The organism is Rhodobacter lacus (genome assembly GCF_042683065.1).
Lineage (GTDB): Bacteria > Pseudomonadota > Alphaproteobacteria > Rhodobacterales > Rhodobacteraceae > Rhodobacter > Rhodobacter lacus.
Genome location: NZ_JBHUIX010000009.1, coordinates 352,780 through 369,179, shown reverse-complemented (window position 1 = coordinate 369,179; position 16,400 = coordinate 352,780). Strand labels below are relative to the sequence as shown.

Below are 16,400 nucleotides of genomic sequence, written 5' to 3'. Positions count from 1 at the left end.
TCGGGACTTTCTTCGGGACTCGGGTCCCGAAGGTCTCCAAATCCGGCCTTTTTTCGTCGTTTGTTCTGCAGGAGCGAAAACCCGGGAAAACCTGTGCCGACCTGAATATCTGCTTCAGATCAAAGGGTTGCATATGGGGGAAGTTGGAGCGGGTGAAGGGAATCGAACCCTCGTCATCAGCTTGGGAAGCTGCGGCTCTACCATTGAGCTACACCCGCGTGGCGCCTCTTTAGCGTGTCAGACGAAAGCCTGCAAGCCCCCCGTGGCGGCTGTTTGCGTGGCGCAAAAGACCCCGCCAGCCATATCCTCTGCGCCAAAAGAGGCGCCGCGCCGGGCGTGATCCGCGCGAAAACGCGCATGCGCGGGGCTTTGACGCAGGGGGCCGGCGCGCCGCGGCAAGGGCAAGATGCTAAGTTGACAAAAAGAATAAACTTCAGTCAAAGATAGCGGGCGCCCGGAGCGCGGATTCGGATTCTCCGTTTCGCGTCCGCGGCGCTGCTGCTCAGAGAGGCCCGCCATGTCCCCGACCGATGATGCATTGATCCTGTTTCTCGACCGTCTGGGCGCCACCGGGCTTGCGCAGTCCCTGCGTGAGGCGGCGGCCTCCGAAGCGCTGACGCCGCTGGCAATGTTCATGGATGCCGATACGCTGGTGAAGGCGGTGATGCTCGGGCTGCTGGCCGCCTCCGTGCTGGCCTGGGCGATCTGGGCGGGCAAGCTTGTGCAGCTCTCCCGCGCGCGCCGCGCGCTGCGGCGCGATTACCGCGCCTTGACACAGGAAGGCGCGCTCGGCGCCCCCCTCCCCCGCGGGCTGATGGCGCAGATGGCGCATGCCGCGCGCACCGAGATCCGCGCGTCCAAGGGGCTGCCCGATGCCGGGATCAAGGAACGCGTGGCCATCGAGCTTGGCCGGATCGAGGCGGGCGCCGCGCGCGCCATGCAATCTGGCGTGACAGCGGTGGGCTCGGTCGGCTCGACCGCGCCGTTTGTCGGGCTTTTCGGCACGGTCTGGGGGATCATGAACGCCTTTGTCGGCATTGCCGAAAGCGGCTCTTCGAACCTTGCGGTGGTCGCGCCCGGCATTGCCGAGGCGCTGATGGCGACCGCGCTTGGCCTTGTTGCCGCGATCCCCGCCGTGCTGCTTTACAACCACCTGACCCGCGCCATTGGCGGCTATCGGGCCGCGCTTGCCGATGCGGCGGCGCTGGTCGAGCGCACGCTCTCGCGCGATCTTGACCGCGCGCGCCATCAGCCCGAGGCCACGCGCGCGCTGCATCTGGTGGCGGAATAATGGCGCTGCGGCTCTCCGAAGAGGATGATCTCGCGCCCGAGGCGTCGATCAACATCACCCCTTTCATCGATGTGATGCTGGTGCTCTTGATCATCTTCATGGTCGCGGCCCCGCTGTCGACCGTGGACGTGCCGGTCGATCTGCCGGTGGCTTCCAGCAAGCCCGCGCCCCGCCCTGCCGACCCGGTGGTGGTGACGCTGCAAGCCGATGGCGCGCTGCTTCTGGGCCGCGATCCGGTCACGCCAGAGGCGCTTGGCCCGGCGATCGAGGCCGCCACCAAGGGCGACCGGGAGGCGCGGATCTTTGTCTCCGCCGACAAGGCCGTGGCTTATGGCGAGATGATGGCGCTGCTCGATCAGATGCGGGCGGCGGGCTATCTGCGGGTGGGCCTTGTCGGGCTGGAACAGGCCGATGCCGATGCCCTCGCAGGCGCGCTTGCTCCCACCGCCGGGGCCGCGCCGTGAGCCTTTCGCTCGCCCTGCAGGAGGCGGGCGCCGCCCCCCCGTCCGGCGCGCGGGTGGTGCTCGCCGGGCTTGCGATCTCGCTCGTGCTGCATGGCGCGGCGCTCGCCGTCTTCGCGCGCACCGAGGCGGCCCCCACCGCACTTGTCGCCGCGGGCGCGGGGGGCGAGGATCTGCAAAGCTTCGAGGCGATCGAGGCCGCTTTCGTTGATCTGCCGCCGCCCGAGGTGAAGCTCGCCCCGCCGCAGATGGCGCTGCCGCTCACCGCCCCGGTGATCGAGATCCCGCAGGTGGTTCTGCCCGATCCGATCCTGCTGCCGCCCGAACCGCCGAAAATTGCGCCGCCCAAAGTCGAGCAGCCGGCACCGCCCCTCGAGGTGAAGCCCGAAGCCAAGCCGATGCCGAAACCCGAACGCGCTGAAAAGCCGCCGGAGCGGCAACCGAAGGCAAAGCCGGCACCGCAACGCGCCGAGAGCCGCGCGGCGAGCCGGGCCGCGGGCGCGGGCGGGGCCACCGGCGCAGGCACGGGCGGGCAAGCGGCACAGGCAAACCTTTCTGCGGGCACCGAGAAATCGCTTCTGAGCCGCTGGGGCGCCACCATCCGCGCCCGCGTCGAACGGCGCAAGAGCTACCCGAGCGCCGCAGGACGGGCCGCGGGCACGGTCACGGTGGCGCTGACCGTCAACCGCGCGGGCGCGCTCACCGCCGCCTCGGTCGCCCGCTCTTCGGGCCATCCCGCCCTTGATGCCGCAGCCCTTGCCGCCGTGCACCGCGCAGGCCACTTCCCCGCCGCCCCCAAAGAGCTCACAAAACCGGGCTACAGCTTCTCGCTGGCGATCAAATTCGCGCGCTGAGCGCTCAGGGGCGCGCAAGCAATTGCGCGAGATCGAGCCCCGCGGGCATCCGCCCCGACAGATCGAGCGTGGCGAAAATATCGGCCAGATGCGCCGCCATCACCCGCTCCGCCTCGGCGCCATCGCGGGCATGGAGCGCGGCGAGCAGCGTGGCGTGATCATGGTCGCGGCAGGTCTCGAGCCCGGCCGCACCATAGATCGCCACAATGAGCGAGCTGCGCGTGACCAGATCCTTGAGGATCCGCACCAGCGTGGCATTGCCGCTCGCCTCGGCGAGCCGCAGATGGAACTGCCCCGAGAGCCGGATCGCCTCGTGACGGCTGCCGCGCGCATGCGCCGCCGCCTCCTCTTCCAGCACCGCTGCAAGCGCCGCGAGTGTTTCGGGCGCGGCGCGCTCGGCCACCAGCCGCGCCACGGCGGGCTCAAGCGCGGCCCGCGCCTCGATCACGTCGCGCGCCTGCGCCGGGCTCGGGCAGGCCACATAGGCGCCACGGTTCGAGCGCAGCTCCACCACCTCGCGCGCCGCCAACAGCAAAAGCGCGCGCCGGATCCGCATCCGCCCGACCCCGAAGGCCTTGCACAGTTCCGATTCGGAAAGCTTGGTCCCCGCGGCCAGCCGCCGTTCCATCACTGCCTCGAAAATACGCTCCACGATCTCCGCTTCGGTGATTTCCTCACCAGAAGCGGGATCATCGATGTCTCTCTCGGGGCCGTCGGTCATCGGAGCCATCTCGAAACTGCCTGTCAGAACAGGGAAATACATGGCAGGCGCCCGCTCAACAAGCGCCCGGCGTGGTGACTGCAAGCTTAACAGGAACGTTGACAGGATTGTTAACAATCTTTTCCCTGCTCTCAGCCGCCGCGCCAAGCGCCCGGAACCGGCCACCGCACCGAACAACGACGGTCCCAAGGGAGTATCCACGATGAACAGACGCACCATGCTTCGCACCACCGCGCTTGCGGTCGTGGCGGGCCTCACCTTTTCTGCCGCCACGGCCCAGGCCGAAGACACGCTGAAGATCGGCTTTGTCGGCGTCACCTCCGGCCCGGCCGCCGCCTGGGGCACCTCGAACGTGCGTTCGATGCAGACGCTGGCGGCGATGCTGAACGAAAAGGGCGGCGTCGAGATCGGCGGCACCACCTACAAGATCGAGATCGTCACCTTCGACGACCAGAAAGACCCCAAACGCGCGATTGCCGGCATGGAGCAGATGGCGCAGCAGGGCATTCATTACGTGATTGGCCCGAACGTCGATGACGGCGCCGCCGCGGTGCGCCCGGTGGCCGAGGCCAATGACATCATGTATGTCCCCTATGCCTTCCCGAAAGAGCTTTACACCAAGCCCGCCGAAAACGCGATCCTCGGCATGGTGGCGAGCTATCAATCGGGCCCGGCGATCTACAAATACCTGAAAGAAAACAAGGGCGTTGCGAAGGTTGCCTTTGTTGCCGCGAATGAATCCGACCCGCTGAGCCAGCGCGACAGCGGCGTCGCGGCCGCCACGGCGCTCGGGCTTGAGGTGACGTCGTCGGATGTGACCTATCAGGTCGACACGACCGATTTCACCCCGGTGCTGCTGCCGGTGCTGAAAACGCAACCCGATCTGCTTGTCCTCTCGGGTGTGGCCCCCGCCGCCGCGCCGCAGCTGATCCGCTCGGCGCGGGATCTTGGCTATACCGGGCTGATCTCGACCGAGACCGCGCAGGATGCCAAGGTGATCGAAGAGGGCGCGGGCGATGCCGCGAACGGCTTCATCTCCGTGGGCGGCGCCTCCACCCCCGAGATCGCCTCGGATTACATGAAAGAGTTCGTGGCGAAATACACCGAGATGTTCGGCGAATATAACGACGAGTCGAACACCAAGGTCTATGCGCTCGAATATATCCTCGACACGATGAAGGCCGCCCCGGCCTCCATCACCGATATCGCCGCTTTCAAGGCGGAGATGGACACCTTCGAGGCGCCGAACCCGTTCATGAAGGGCGATGCAAAGCTGACCTATGTCGGCACCACCTCGTTTGGCCAAAAGCGGCAGCTTTCGGTGCCGCTCGTGGTGAACGAATATCAGGGCGGCAGCTTCGAGACGCTCTTCGTGGCCACGGTCGACTGAGCTGAGCCTTGCCAACACCGGACCCGGCCGCGCAAGGCCGGGTCTTTCCACCCCGGGGAGAGGGACGGAATGGAGCAGATCATCGTCAACGGGCTCTTTCTCGGCGCATCCTATGCGCTGATCGCGCTCGGCCTCACGCTCATCTTTTCACTGATGAACGTGCTCAATTTCGCGCATGGGCAAATGTATGTGCTCGGCGGGTTCATCACCTATACGGTGGTGGCGCAGTTCCATCTGCCCTTCGTCGTCGGGCTGATCTGCTCGGCTGTGGCGCTTGCGGCCCTTGGCGCCTTTGCCGAGCGGTTCCTGTTTGCCCCCGTGATCCGGCGCTCCAAACGCGAGGAAAGCACGATGCTGCTTGCCGCCGGGATCGCGTTTTTCCTCGATGCGGTCACGCTTCTCGTCTTTGGCGAAAAACAGCGCGGCATCCCCAAGATCGTGCAAGGCGTGTTCAACTGGGATTTCCGCATCGTCATGCCCTATGACCGGATCCTGATCGGCTGCCTTGCGGTGGCGCTGATCGCCGCCTTCATCCTCTTCATGCGCCTCTCACGCACGGGGCGCGCGATGCGCGCGCTTGCACAAGACCGGATGGCCGCCGAGCTGATGGGCGTCGATGTCGGGCGCTATTCGATGATCGGCTTTGCCCTAGGCGCCATGCTCGCGGGGCTCGTGGGCGGGCTGTTGGTCTCTATCGTCGGCGTCAACCTCGGCATGGGCGGGCCCACCTCGATCAAGGCTTTCATGATGATCATGATCGGCGGCGCGGGCGTGATTTCGGGCGCCATTGCCGGCGGCTTCATCCTTGGCATGCTCGAAAGTGTCGGCCTGTCGCTTCTCGCAGCCTATGGCGACATCACCTATCTCGTCATCTTCGTGTCGCTCCTGATCTTCCTCGCCTTCCGCCCGCAGGGGCTGATGGGCAAACCCTGGGGTTGAGCCATGATCCGTTTTCTGTCCGTGGCGGCATTTCTCGCCGCCCTCTTCATCGGCGTGCCGGTGCTGATCACCCTCACCGGCCGGTGGGATTTCTACTACACCCTCACCTCGGTGGCGCTGCTCTCCATCGGCTCGGCGGGGGTCTGGCTCACCTTCTACATCGGGCGGATCAACATCGGCCAAGGCGCCTATGCGCTGGTGGGCGGCTACGTCGCCGCGGTGCTGATCACCAAACTCGGCTTCAACTTCTGGGCCACGCTGCCGCTCGCGGGGCTCTTTTGCGCCGCGCTCGCCGTGCTGATCGGCCTGCCGATCCTGCGGCTCCGGGGCGTTTACTTCTCGATGGTGACGCTGGTGCTGACGGAGGTGGCGCGGCTCTCCGCCCTTGCGCTGCCCGTCACCAATGGCGCGCGCGGCATCACCTCGATCCCGCTGCCGGGCGAGGTGTCGCTCTTCGGCATCACGCTCCTGCCCGACTTCGCCACGCTCGAAAACCCGAAGCTCGCCTTTTACCTGATGGCCGTGACGCTGATGTGCCTCGCCTATCTGGTGCTCTGGCGCATCACCCGCTCCCGGCTGGGCCATCTGTTCCGCTCGCTGCAACAGAATGAAGACCTCGCCGCCTCGATCGGGGTCAACATCGCCTTCCTGCGGGTGCTGGCCTATGCGATCTCGTCCTTCATGGGCGGCATTGCGGGGGCGGGCTTTGTGGTGATCTCGCAATCCATCTACCCCTCGTCGTTTCAGGTCGCCGACAGCGTGAACTTCATGCTCAACTGCTTCCTCGGCGGGCTTGGCTTCGTGTTCGGGCCGATGCTTGGCACGCTGGTTCTCTACTTCGGCTGGTCGCTCCTTTTTGCGGCGGCGAAATACCAGATGCTGATCTATTCGACGCTCCTGATCGCGGCGATGCTGGTGGTGCCGAATGGCCTTTTGAGCCTGCCCGCAATGCTGCGCGGCAAAGGGGGTGAAAAATGAGCCCGATCCTGCAGATCCGCCATGTGACCAAGCGCTTTGACGGGCTCGTCGCGAACAATGACATCTCCTTTGAGGTGAACGAACGCGAGATCCTTTCGGTGATCGGCCCGAATGGCGCGGGCAAATCCACGCTCTTCAAGATGATCTCCTCGTTCCTGCGCACGACCTCGGGCGAGGTGTTGTTCCGCGGCGCGCGGATCTCCAACCTGTCGCCGCATGCCGTGGCGCGCAAAGGCGTGGTGCGCACCTTTCAGGAAACGACGATCTTCCGCTCCATGACGGTGCGGGAAAATGTGATCGTTGCCCATCACTTGCGCGCACGGGCCTCGCTTGTGGGCTTTTTCTTCGGCTCCAGCGCGGCGCGCGCCGATGAGGCGGCCTTTGCGGCCTCTGCCGACGAGATCATCGGCTTTCTCGGGCTTGGCGCGATTGCCGATGAGCTCGCCTCAAACCTGCCGCAGGGGCATTTGCGCGCGCTTGGCATGGCAATCGGGCTCGCCACCAACCCCGCGGTGCTGCTGCTTGACGAACCCTTTGCAGGCATGAACCACGATGAGACGATGCGGATGGTGGCGCTGGTGCGGCGGCTGCGCGACGAGCGCGGCATCACCGTGCTTTTGGTCGAGCATGACATGCCCGCGGTGATGAAGATCTCCGACCGGATCGTGGTGCTCAATTTCGGCGAAAAGATCGCCGAGGGCACGCCGGCTGAAATTCAGGCCAACGAGCGGGTGATCGAGGCTTATCTCGGCTCCGAAGATGCCGCCATCGGGATGTAAGACATGCTTTTAAGCCTCGAAAACATCGAACTTTATTACGACCACGTCTATGCGCTCAAGGGCGTGTCGCTGCATCTGGCCGAGGGCGAGACGGTGGCGTTGATCGGCGCCAATGGCGCGGGCAAATCTTCGATTCTGCGCGCCATCACGGGGCTGCGCAAACCGCGCGCGGGCACGATCACCTATCGCGGCGAACGGATCGACGGGCGCGCCCCGGCGGATATCGTGAAAATGGGCATTGCCATGGTGCCCGAGGGGCGGCGGGTGTTTCCCTTGATGTCGGTGAAGGACAACCTCTTGATGGGCGCGTTTTCGCGCTCCGACAAGGCCGGGATTGCGCGCTCGCTCGACTCGGTGCTCACCCGTTTTCCGCGGCTGAAGGAGCGCTACGGCCAGCAGGCGGGCACGCTTTCGGGCGGCGAGCAACAGATGATGGTGATCGGCCGCGCGCTGATGGCGGCGCCGAAGCTGCTGCTGCTCGACGAGCCCTCGCTCGGCATTGCCCCCAAACTTGTGCAGGACATCGCCCGCTCCATCGTGGCGATCAGCCGCGACGAGGGCGTTTCGGTGCTGCTGGTCGAACAAAACAGCCGTATGGCGCTGTCGATCTCCTCGCGCGCCTATGCGCTTTCAACCGGCACTGTGGCGCTGACCGGTGCCTCGAAAGAGCTGATGACAGATCCGCGGATCAAGGCGGCTTACCTGGGCGGAGACCTCTGATGCGCCTTTTGCTGATCAACCCCAACACCACCGCGGCGATGACCGAAAAGATCGGCGCCGCCGCACGCCGCGTGGCAAGCCCCGGCACCGAGATCGTGGCGGTAAACCCGGCCCAGGGCCCCGCCGCGATCGAGGGCTATTACGACGAGGCGATGAGCCTTGCCGGGCTTTTGGGCCTGATCCGGGGTCGGGCGGATTTTGACGCCGTGATCATCGCCTGCTTTGACGATACCGGGCTCGATGCGGCGCGCTGCGTGACCGAAAAGCCCGTGCTCGGTATCGGCGAGGCGGCGTTCCACATGGCGGCGATGCTCGCGAACCGGTTCTCTGTCGTCACCACGCTTGGCCGCTCGGTGCCCGCCATCGAGCATAACCTGACGCGCTACGGGCTGATGGCCCGCTGTGGCCGGGTGCGCGCCTCGGAGATCCCGGTGCTGGAGCTTGAAGACCCCGCCAGCGACGCCTGTGCGCGCATCGGCGCCGAGGTCAGCCTTGCCATCCGTGAGGACCGCGCCGAGGCGATCGTGCTGGGCTGCGCGGGCATGACCGACCTTGCGCAAAACCTTGGCGCAGCGCATGGCCTGCCGGTGCTGGATGGTGTGGTCTGCGCCGTGGCGCAGGCCGAGGCGCTGGTGCGGCTTGGCCTCACCACCTCGCGGCTGGGCGGGTATGCGCCGCCCCGCCGCTGAGGTTCACACCGGCAAAGCCTCAAGCGTGGCCTTGATCAGCGCGATGTTGTCGGGCGTCGAGAAGCGGTGATCGGCGCCTTTCACCATGGTGAGGCGAATATCCTCCCCCTCGGCATGGTTGAAGAGCTTCACCGCCCAATCGGGCGGCACCGACCGGTCGAGCGAGCCTTGCAAGAGCCGCGTGGGCATGGGCAGCGGCAGCGGATCGCGCATGACAAAGTGATCGCGCCCGTCGACGATGAATTTTTTCATGATCCGGTAGGGTTGCGGCCCGTATTGCAGATCAACATAGCCCTGCTCCATCAGCGCGGTCTTTTGCGCGTCGCTCAACGAGGCAAAATATCCGTCCTCGGTGAAATCTTGCGCTGCCGCCACGGTCACAAGCGCCGCCACCTTCTCGGGGCATTCCCGGGCGAGCAACAGCGCAAGCCAGCCCCCCATCGAGGAGCCCACAAGCACCTGCGGCCCCTCAGCAATTTCATGGAGCACGGCCTTGGCATCGGCAAACCAGTCCTTCACCGAGGTCTCGGGGTAGCGCTCGGAGGATTGGCCATGGCCGGAGCAGTCAAAGCGCACAAAGGCCCGGCCCTTGGCGGCGGCCCAGGCGTCGAGCGCCTCGGCCTTGTCGCCCGTCATGTCCGAATGCAGCCCGTGCAGGAACATCACGCCGGGGCCGCTCCCCGAGCGCTTCTGATAGGCGATGCGGTGGCCCTCGGGCGTGGTGAAGAATTCGGTCATCGGGTCCTCCTTGCTGGCGGGGCGAGCCTAGCCCCCTGCCCCGTCCTTCTCAAGCGGCGCGAAACGACGCGGGCCAAGGTCGCTTTCAGGATGGACGCTTTCTTGCTGCCGGGCTAGGCGAAGGCATGACACACCCGGATCGCATCTTCCCCGGCATCGCGCTGATGCTCGGCTTCTGTATCATCGCGCCGCTCATCGACGTGGCCTCGAAACTGGCCGCCCAAGGCGTGCCGGTGGGCACGGTCACGCTTGGGCGCTACGTGGCGCAGATGCTTTTGATGCTGCCGATCGTGGCGCTGCTCGGCCATCCTTTCGGGATGACCCGGCGCGCGGCCGTGCTCACCTTTGCCCGCGCCGCGGTCTCGATCGTTGCCACCTACAGCTTTGTCGCCGCGGTGCAGGTGATGCCGATTGCCGATGCGCTCGCCATCGCCTTTGTCGAGCCGTTCGTGATCTTGTTCATCGGCCGGTTCTTTCTGGGCGAAGAGGTCGGGCCGCGGCGGCTTGGCGCCTCGGTGGTGGGCTTCATCGGCGCGCTGTTCGTGATCCAGCCCTCGTTCATCACCTTTGGCGCGGTGGCGCTGTTTCCGCTCGGCACGGCGGTCGGGTTTGCGCTTTACATCCTGCTGACCCGCGCGCTCTCGCGCCACATGCATCCGGTGCCGATGCAGCTTCATACGGCCTGGGCGGCCATCGTGCTGCTGGCCCCCGTGCTCGCTCTGGGCGGGCCACTCGAGATCGGCCAGCTCCGCTTTGAGCTCCCCGAAGGCATCTTCTGGCTCTGGTGCTTCTGCGTTGGCCTTGCCTCGACGGTGAGCCATATGTCGATGAGCTTTGCGCTGAAATTCGCGCCCTCTTCGACGCTCGCCCCGCTCCATTATTTCGAGATGCTCACCGCCACGCTCTTTGGCTATCTCGTGTTCGGCGATTTTCCGAATGCGCTCACCTGGGTCGGTGTGGCGATCATCACCGGATCGGGGCTCTACATCATCCACCGCGAACGGGTCACCGCACGAGCGCAGCGAGCACGGCGGTCAGATGCGCCTTCGGCACCAAAACCAGCATCGGCCCCGTAATCTCCAGCCGAACCGGCCCCGTCACGCTGTTTGAGGTGCCAACCCGCCCGGCGGGCGTGAACGCGAGCCCGTCAAGCGGCCACAAAAGCCCCTCGGCGCGGCCCCGCGATGGCCCCATCGGGTAAAGCGAGAGCCGCGTGCCGATGGGCAGATCCAGCGCAAGCTGCGGCGGGGCGCGGAAAATCACCTCATCTTCGGCGATCAGAACCACCGCCTGCGCGGGCCGGGCGGCGATCTCGCTCAGGGCCGCGAGCGTGTGATCGAGTCGCAACCCCGTAAACCCGAGGCAAAGATAGAATCGTGCCTCAACTCTTTGCAGACATTTACCAAAATCGGTGCTGTCCTGCTCTGCGATGCGGTGGATGCGCGGGCCCAGACGGGCTTGCGCCTCGGTGCTGAGGCTGTCCATGTCGCCGATCACCGCAAGCGGCATAAGCCCTTGGTTCAACGCGGTTTCTGCGCCGCCATCTGCGGCCACGAGCGGAGGCGCAAGCGCCAGCGCAGTGGCGATATCTGCCGCCTCGGCGGCCCCGCCTCCCAAAAGCGTGACCCCGCCTTCACATTGGACAATCATTTCCGACATGGCATGATTGGTTACGATTAAGGCGATAAAACTCAAGCGCAAACGCGAAGATTCCACGGAATCGCCCCAATTCGTTCACTCGAAAGAACGACTTGGGAGGTCATGGTGAACGCAACAGGTTCAGGAGAAGGCAACGGTCGATGATTGGAGCGAGCAAGATTCTCACCGTGTCCTACGGCACCTTCTCGTGCACGCTCGAGGGGTTTGACGAGCCGTTCAACACGATGAAGGCGATTGCGGAATACTTCCGCGATCTGGCCGCCGATGACCGTTACTTTGGTGCCGAGCCGCCCCAGCCCGATGCCGAGATGCTGCACCGCATCGCCGAGCGCGAGATCCAGCGCCGGGTGGAAGCGAAGATCCAGAAAAATGGCGTGGTGCTACGCCCGCGCATGGGCGCTCCCGGCGCCGAAGAGGCCCCCGGCATGGTCGTGCCCGCCGCCCAGCAGGTGGTCGCGCCCGAGGCGGCACCGCGCCCGACCCCGGTTTACGGCTCGATTCCGCTGGCGTCGATCCCGGCCGCCTCAATTCCGGTGGCCGCGCCTGACGCGGCGCCCGAGACGGCGCCCACCACCGCCGACCCGGTGTCCGATTCGGTGGCGGCCAAGCTGCAACGGATCCGTGCCGCAGTGGCCCATGCCCGCGCCGAACCGGCCACCGCCGCCGCCCCCGCGCCGAAAGAAGCGCTGCCGATGGCCGCGCCACCGCAACCGGCAGAACCGGATTCGCAACGGCCTGTGGCCGCCCCGCCCGAAGGTGCGGCGGAAGCGGAGGCCGAGCCGGCGCCGCTCGCCCCGGTCGCGGCAGAAGATCCGAGCGAGGACGAAGAGCGGACCGACGCGCCGAGCGATCCGGTCGCCAGCGATGCAGACTTCGGTTTTGCGCTCGACATCTCCGGCCCGCTGAGCGCGGTTGAAGCGGCTCAGATTGCAGATGAAAACCGGATCGAGCCGGAACAAGCCGAAGCCAGCGCCGCCCCGGAAATGACAGCCACCGCGGCCGAACCGCCGGCACAGGGCGGAGAAGCCGCGGCGGAAGGGCCTGCCGAAGAGGCTGCCGAAGAGCCCGCCCCGATTGACGCCGCCCCGGTCGGTGAAGCCCCGGTCGACGAAGCCCCCGTTGACGAAGCGGAACGGATCCAGCTTGAGCGGCAGCGCCGCCGCGCGGAACGCCTTGCGGCACGGATGGCGCTGGCGGAAGCCGAGCAAGTGGAAAAAGCCCTCAAGCTGCGCGCCGAGGCGGAAGCACGCCAGCGCGCCTCGATGGCGCAAAGCGCCGAAGATGCGGCGTCAGCGCCGGCGGCAGCGCAAGCCGACGCGCCCGCCAAGGCCGCCGCGCCGCGCCCGGTGATCCGCGCGCGGGTGATCAAGCTGCGTCGGGCCGAGCCCGTTGCCGCCCAAGACACCCCCGCAGACGCCGCAGCGCCGCAAGACGATGCCGATGCGCTGCTCGCCGCCGTGGCGGCACAGCTCTCCAGCGCAGAACCGTCGCCTGAGAGCGATCTGGAGATCGCCCCGGCCAGCGCAGAGATGCAAGAGACCGAGATCCCGGAGGCGGATGACACGCTGATGGCGGAACTCGCGACCCTCGCCGAGGATCTGCCCGACGATTCCGACTGGGGCAGCCTTGCCGCCGTGCAGCATGCGATTGCCGAAGCGATCCCCGATGAGGCCGCGCTCGCACCGGAGACCGACGCGGACCCTGAGGCCCCCGCCGCTGCAATGACCGCCGCCGCAATGACCGCCGCCGAGGATGCCGCGGAAGACGACGCCGCCGCACCGGGCGAAGAGATCGAGGCGCAAGACGACGCCGCGCCCGAAACGCCGCGCGATCTGCACGCCGCGGATCTGGCCCCGCCCGCCATGGCACGCAGCCCGCGCCCGGTGGCCGAAGGCGATCTGTCGCGTCTGCTCGAAAAGACCGATGCGCAAATGGCGGGCAGCGAGAACCAGCGCCGGATTTCCGCTATTGCCCATCTCAAGGCCGCGGTGGCTGCCACGGTGGCCGAACGGCGCGCCGGAAACCGCGCCCAGAGCGATGCCGATACCGACCAGACCGAACCCTACCGGCAGGATCTGCATCAGGCGGTGCGCCCGCGCCGCCCGGTGGGGCTGGTCGAGACAGGCGCGACAGGCGCGCGCGCGAGTGTGCCCGGCGCCCGGCCCGAGCTGCGCCCCGCGCCGCTCGTGCTCGTCTCCGAGCAGCGCGTCGATCAGCTTCCGAGCGTGGATGAGGCCCATGCGCAGGCCGTGCGCCCGCGCCGCGTGACCACGGCGAGCCTGCACCGCATGCAAGAGGAAGACGCCGCTGTTGCGGCCGATGCCGCCCCCGAGGAGCGTGCAGCCGATGAGGCCGCCACCGGTTTTGCCGAATTCGCCCGCGCCCGCGCCCCGCAGGGGCTTGCCGAGCTGCTCGAAGCCGCGGCGGCCTATACCGCGCAAGTCGAGGGGCGCCCGCATTTTTCGCCGCCGCAGATCATGCGCAAGGTGACCGCGCTCGAAACCGAAGACATCAGCCGCGAAGACCGGCTGCGCGTGTTCGGAACGCTGCTGCGTCAAGGCAAGATCGCCAAGGTCAAACGCGGCCAATATGCGATCACCGAGGCGAGCCGGTTTTTCGAGCGGCGCGCCTGACCCTGAGGCGGGCGCGCAGGCGCCTGCCGAGGCCAATCAGCAAACGGAGGGGCATTGCCCCTCCGTTTTCATTTTTGCTCAGGGGGAGGTGCGTCCGGGTCAGCCTTGCCGACACCGATGAAAATCGGTTTCAGCGGCACGATCCAGAGGAAGCCCAGCACGACATAGACCAGAACCGAACCCCACCAGGGAAGCATCCCCCAGCGCGTCTCTGCCCAGGCCACGGCCGAGACCGCCACCACGATATAAGCCGGCAGCCCCAGCACGAGAACGAGCAGCGAGAGCCGCCGACGGGTGCGATAGGAGAGCGCCATCAGTCTTCGAACGGGTCGGTGACAAGGATCGTGTCATCGCGCTCGGGGCTTGTCGAAAGCATCGCCACCGGGCAACCGATCAGCTCTTCGATGCGGCGCACATATTTGACCGCCGCACCGGGAAGGTCGTTCCACGAGCGCGCGCCTTGCGTGCTTTCCGACCAGCCCTCAAGCTCTTCGTAAACCGGCACGGCTTTCGCCTGCAGCGCGGCCTGCGTCGGCAGGTAATCGTAGCGCACGCCATCGACATCGTAGCCGACGCAGATTTTCAGAACCTCGAACCCGTCGAGCACGTCGAGCTTGGTCAGCGCAATGCCGTTCATGCCCGAAATCGCGCAGGTCTGGCGCACCAGCACCGCATCGAACCAGCCGCAGCGGCGCTTGCGCCCCGTGACCGTGCCGAATTCATGCCCGCGCGTGCCGAGCCGGTCGCCATCGTCGTCTTTCAGCTCGGTCGGGAACGGGCCTTCGCCCACCCGCGTGGTGTAAGCCTTGACGATACCGAGCGAGTAATCGACCGCATTCGGCCCAAGCCCCACGCCCGTCGCCGCCTGCCCCGCGATCACGTTCGAAGAGGTGACAAAGGGATAGGTGCCGAAGTCGATGTCCAGAAGCGAGCCCTGCGCGCCTTCAAAAAGGATCCGCTTGCCCGCCTTGCGCAGCTCTCCGAGCACTTTCCAGACCGGCTTGGCATATTGCAAGATCTCCGGCGCAATCGCCTGCAGCTCGGCAATCAGAGCGTCACGGTCGATCGGCGGCAGACCCAGCCCCTCGCGCAGCGCATTGTGGTGGATGAGCGCGCGGTCCACCCGCGTCGCCAGCGTCGCCGCATCGGCAAGATCGGCCACACGGATCACGCGCCGCCCCACCTTGTCTTCATAGCAGGGGCCGATGCCGCGCCCGGTGGTGCCGATCTTCGCGTTCGACCCGGCCGCCTGCGCCTCGCGGGCACGGTCCAGCTCGCCATGGAACGGCATGATCATCGGCGTATTCTCGGCCACCATCAGCGTCTCGGGGGTGATCTCCACGCCCTGATCGCGGATCGCGGCAATCTCTTTGATCAGGTGCCACGGATCAAGCACCACGCCATTGCCGATCACCGAGAGCTTGCCGCCCCGCACCACGCCCGAAGGCAGCGCGTTGAGCTTGTAGACCTTGCCGCCGATCACCAGCGTATGGCCCGCATTATGGCCGCCCTGAAACCGGGCCACGACATCGGCGCGCTCGCTGAGCCAGTCCACGATCTTGCCCTTGCCCTCGTCGCCCCATTGGGCGCCGACAACCACCACGTTGGCCATGCATTTTTCTCCGCTGGTGTGAAACCGTGCGACATATAGCGAGCCGGGCCGGCGGGGGGAACCGCTTTTTCGCCGCAATCGGCGCTCTTGGCCGCACGATCATGCGACTGCACGCCTCAAGGGGCCGCAAACGGGGTTGCGCGCCGGGTCCCATCCGCCTAGATAGGCGCGTCGATAGAAAGAAGGCGCGACCCCCATATGGAAAACGTCCAGAACGTCATTCTCGTCGTCCACCTCGTGCTGGCGCTTCTGCTGATCGGGGTGGTGCTGTTGCAGCGCTCCGAGGGCGGCGGTCTCGGTATGGGCGGCGGTGGCGGCGGCGGTGGCACCGGCGTGATGACCGGCCGTCAGGCCGCCAATGCGCTCTCCAAGGTCACTTGGGTGTTCGCAGTCGCCTTCTTTGCCACCTCGATCACGCTCACTGTTTTTGCGGCACGCGCCGCGAAAGAGGGCTCGGTGCTCGACACCGTGACCACGACCGCGCCGGCGGAAACGCCCGCCGAAACGGGCGCGCCGCTCATTGGCGCCCCGCCGCCCGCCGCGGATGAGCCGATGCTGCCGCCGGTTCCTGCCGCGCCCGCAGCCGAAACGCCTGCCGTCGAACCGGCTCCGGCAACCGAGGACCCTGCGGCCGAAGCACCGGCGACCGAAGCACCGGCCACTGCAGATCCGGCCGCTGCAGATCCGGCCCCGGAAAGCTCGGGCGCCGCCCCGGCGATGCCGGAGCTTCCGTTGGGCGTCTCGCCCTATGCGGACGCGCCCGCCTCGAACTGAGGCACGACGAAGCCCTGAGCCGCGCGCCTTTTCGGCGCGCGACAGTTCTTCTCATTTCCACAATAGTTAGGGGCAATCGCCCTTCTTAACTCAACCTGTTGCGGTCCGGTTGCGGGCGGGCTGCGAATCGTGTAACACTCAAATCCCGTGATCCCTGTTCAA

The 16,400-nt window shown here is 66.5% G+C and carries 17 protein-coding genes and 1 tRNA gene; 12 read left to right on the top strand and 6 right to left on the bottom strand.

Annotation, left to right across the window (positions count from 1 at the left end):
• Nucleotides 1–144: 144 nt before the first annotated feature.
• Nucleotides 145–218: transfer RNA gene (locus ACFSM0_RS09390), tRNA-Gly, on the bottom strand.
• A 299-nt stretch (nucleotides 219–517) separates the two neighbouring features.
• On the opposite strand from ACFSM0_RS09390, the gene exbB reads away from it, so the two are divergent.
• From exbB to ACFSM0_RS09375, 3 genes are read left to right on the top strand one after another with little or no spacing between them, the layout of a single operon-like run.
• Entirely contained in the window at nucleotides 518–1,291 is a 774-nt protein-coding gene (exbB, locus tag ACFSM0_RS09385) for a tonB-system energizer ExbB (protein ID WP_377389650.1), read from the top strand.
• Nucleotides 1,291–1,755, top strand: a complete 465-nt coding sequence (gene exbD / locus ACFSM0_RS09380) for a TonB system transport protein ExbD (RefSeq protein WP_377389648.1) — start codon at nucleotides 1,291–1,293, stop codon at nucleotides 1,753–1,755. Before exbB ends, exbD begins: the two co-directional genes overlap by 1 nt.
• Nucleotides 1,752–2,606: an energy transducer TonB family protein gene (locus ACFSM0_RS09375; RefSeq protein WP_377389646.1), complete on the top strand. Its 855-nt coding sequence runs from the start codon at nucleotides 1,752–1,754 to the stop codon at nucleotides 2,604–2,606. Before exbD ends, ACFSM0_RS09375 begins: the two co-directional genes overlap by 4 nt.
• A 4-nt stretch (nucleotides 2,607–2,610) precedes the next feature.
• Here the strand turns inward: ACFSM0_RS09375 and ACFSM0_RS09370 are convergent, their stop codons facing one another.
• Complete coding sequence (locus ACFSM0_RS09370) at nucleotides 2,611–3,369, bottom strand: GntR family transcriptional regulator (RefSeq protein WP_377389644.1); 759 nt, start codon at nucleotides 3,367–3,369, stop codon at nucleotides 2,611–2,613.
• Between the two features lie 160 nt (nucleotides 3,370–3,529).
• Between ACFSM0_RS09370 and ACFSM0_RS09365 the strand changes: the two genes are divergently transcribed.
• The 6 genes from ACFSM0_RS09365 (at nucleotide 3,530) to ACFSM0_RS09340 (ending at nucleotide 8,822) form a co-directional block, all read left to right on the top strand.
• On the top strand, nucleotides 3,530–4,717 hold the full coding sequence (locus ACFSM0_RS09365) for an ABC transporter substrate-binding protein (protein ID WP_377389642.1): 1,188 nt from the start codon (nucleotides 3,530–3,532) through the stop codon (nucleotides 4,715–4,717).
• 69 nt (nucleotides 4,718–4,786) lie between these two features.
• The gene (locus tag ACFSM0_RS09360; protein ID WP_097070282.1) at nucleotides 4,787–5,656 is read left to right on the top strand and encodes a branched-chain amino acid ABC transporter permease; all 870 of its coding nucleotides are present in this window, start codon (nucleotides 4,787–4,789) and stop codon (nucleotides 5,654–5,656) included.
• A gap of 3 nt (nucleotides 5,657–5,659) precedes the next feature.
• Entirely contained in the window at nucleotides 5,660–6,634 is a 975-nt protein-coding gene (locus ACFSM0_RS09355; protein ID WP_377389640.1) for a branched-chain amino acid ABC transporter permease, read from the top strand.
• On the top strand, nucleotides 6,631–7,413 hold the full coding sequence (locus tag ACFSM0_RS09350; protein WP_377389638.1) for an ABC transporter ATP-binding protein: 783 nt from the start codon (nucleotides 6,631–6,633) through the stop codon (nucleotides 7,411–7,413). Before ACFSM0_RS09355 ends, ACFSM0_RS09350 begins: the two co-directional genes overlap by 4 nt.
• A 3-nt stretch (nucleotides 7,414–7,416) precedes the next feature.
• Nucleotides 7,417–8,133 carry an ABC transporter ATP-binding protein gene (locus tag ACFSM0_RS09345; RefSeq protein ID WP_097070279.1) on the top strand — a complete coding sequence of 239 codons (717 nt, stop codon included), beginning with the start codon at nucleotides 7,417–7,419 and terminating at the stop codon, nucleotides 8,131–8,133.
• Nucleotides 8,133–8,822: an aspartate/glutamate racemase family protein gene (locus ACFSM0_RS09340; RefSeq protein ID WP_377389635.1), complete on the top strand. Its 690-nt coding sequence runs from the start codon at nucleotides 8,133–8,135 to the stop codon at nucleotides 8,820–8,822. The genes ACFSM0_RS09345 and ACFSM0_RS09340 overlap by 1 nt, the downstream gene beginning before the upstream one ends.
• 3 nt (nucleotides 8,823–8,825) lie before the next feature.
• On the opposite strand, the gene ACFSM0_RS09335 is transcribed toward ACFSM0_RS09340, so the two are convergent.
• Nucleotides 8,826–9,560 (bottom strand): alpha/beta fold hydrolase, encoded by a 735-nt coding sequence (locus ACFSM0_RS09335; protein WP_377389633.1) that lies wholly within the window; start codon nucleotides 9,558–9,560, stop codon nucleotides 8,826–8,828.
• Nucleotides 9,561–9,685: 125 nt separating this feature from the next.
• On the opposite strand from ACFSM0_RS09335, the gene ACFSM0_RS09330 reads away from it, so the two are divergent.
• Nucleotides 9,686–10,636, top strand: coding sequence for a DMT family transporter (locus ACFSM0_RS09330; RefSeq protein ID WP_377389631.1), 951 nt, complete (start codon nucleotides 9,686–9,688; stop codon nucleotides 10,634–10,636).
• Here the strand turns inward: ACFSM0_RS09330 and ACFSM0_RS09325 are convergent.
• Nucleotides 10,566–11,219, bottom strand: a complete 654-nt coding sequence (locus ACFSM0_RS09325; RefSeq protein WP_377389629.1) for a thiamine diphosphokinase — start codon at nucleotides 11,217–11,219, stop codon at nucleotides 10,566–10,568. The genes ACFSM0_RS09330 and ACFSM0_RS09325 overlap by 71 nt on opposite strands.
• Nucleotides 11,220–11,359: 140 nt before the next feature.
• Between ACFSM0_RS09325 and ACFSM0_RS09320 the strand changes: the two genes are divergently transcribed.
• Entirely contained in the window at nucleotides 11,360–13,852 is a 2,493-nt protein-coding gene (locus ACFSM0_RS09320) for a hypothetical protein (RefSeq protein WP_377389627.1), read from the top strand.
• A gap of 68 nt (nucleotides 13,853–13,920) precedes the next feature.
• Here ACFSM0_RS09320 and ACFSM0_RS09315 read toward each other — a convergent pair whose 3' ends face one another.
• Entirely contained in the window at nucleotides 13,921–14,166 is a 246-nt protein-coding gene (locus ACFSM0_RS09315; RefSeq protein WP_377389625.1) for a DUF2842 domain-containing protein, read from the bottom strand.
• Entirely contained in the window at nucleotides 14,166–15,464 is a 1,299-nt protein-coding gene (locus ACFSM0_RS09310) for an adenylosuccinate synthase (protein WP_377389623.1), read from the bottom strand. Before ACFSM0_RS09310 ends, ACFSM0_RS09315 begins: the two co-directional genes overlap by 1 nt.
• Nucleotides 15,465–15,662: 198 nt before the next feature.
• On the opposite strand from ACFSM0_RS09310, the gene secG reads away from it, so the two are divergent.
• Complete coding sequence (gene secG, locus ACFSM0_RS09305) at nucleotides 15,663–16,238, top strand: preprotein translocase subunit SecG (protein ID WP_377389621.1); 576 nt, start codon at nucleotides 15,663–15,665, stop codon at nucleotides 16,236–16,238.
• Nucleotides 16,239–16,400 lie beyond the last annotated feature (162 nt).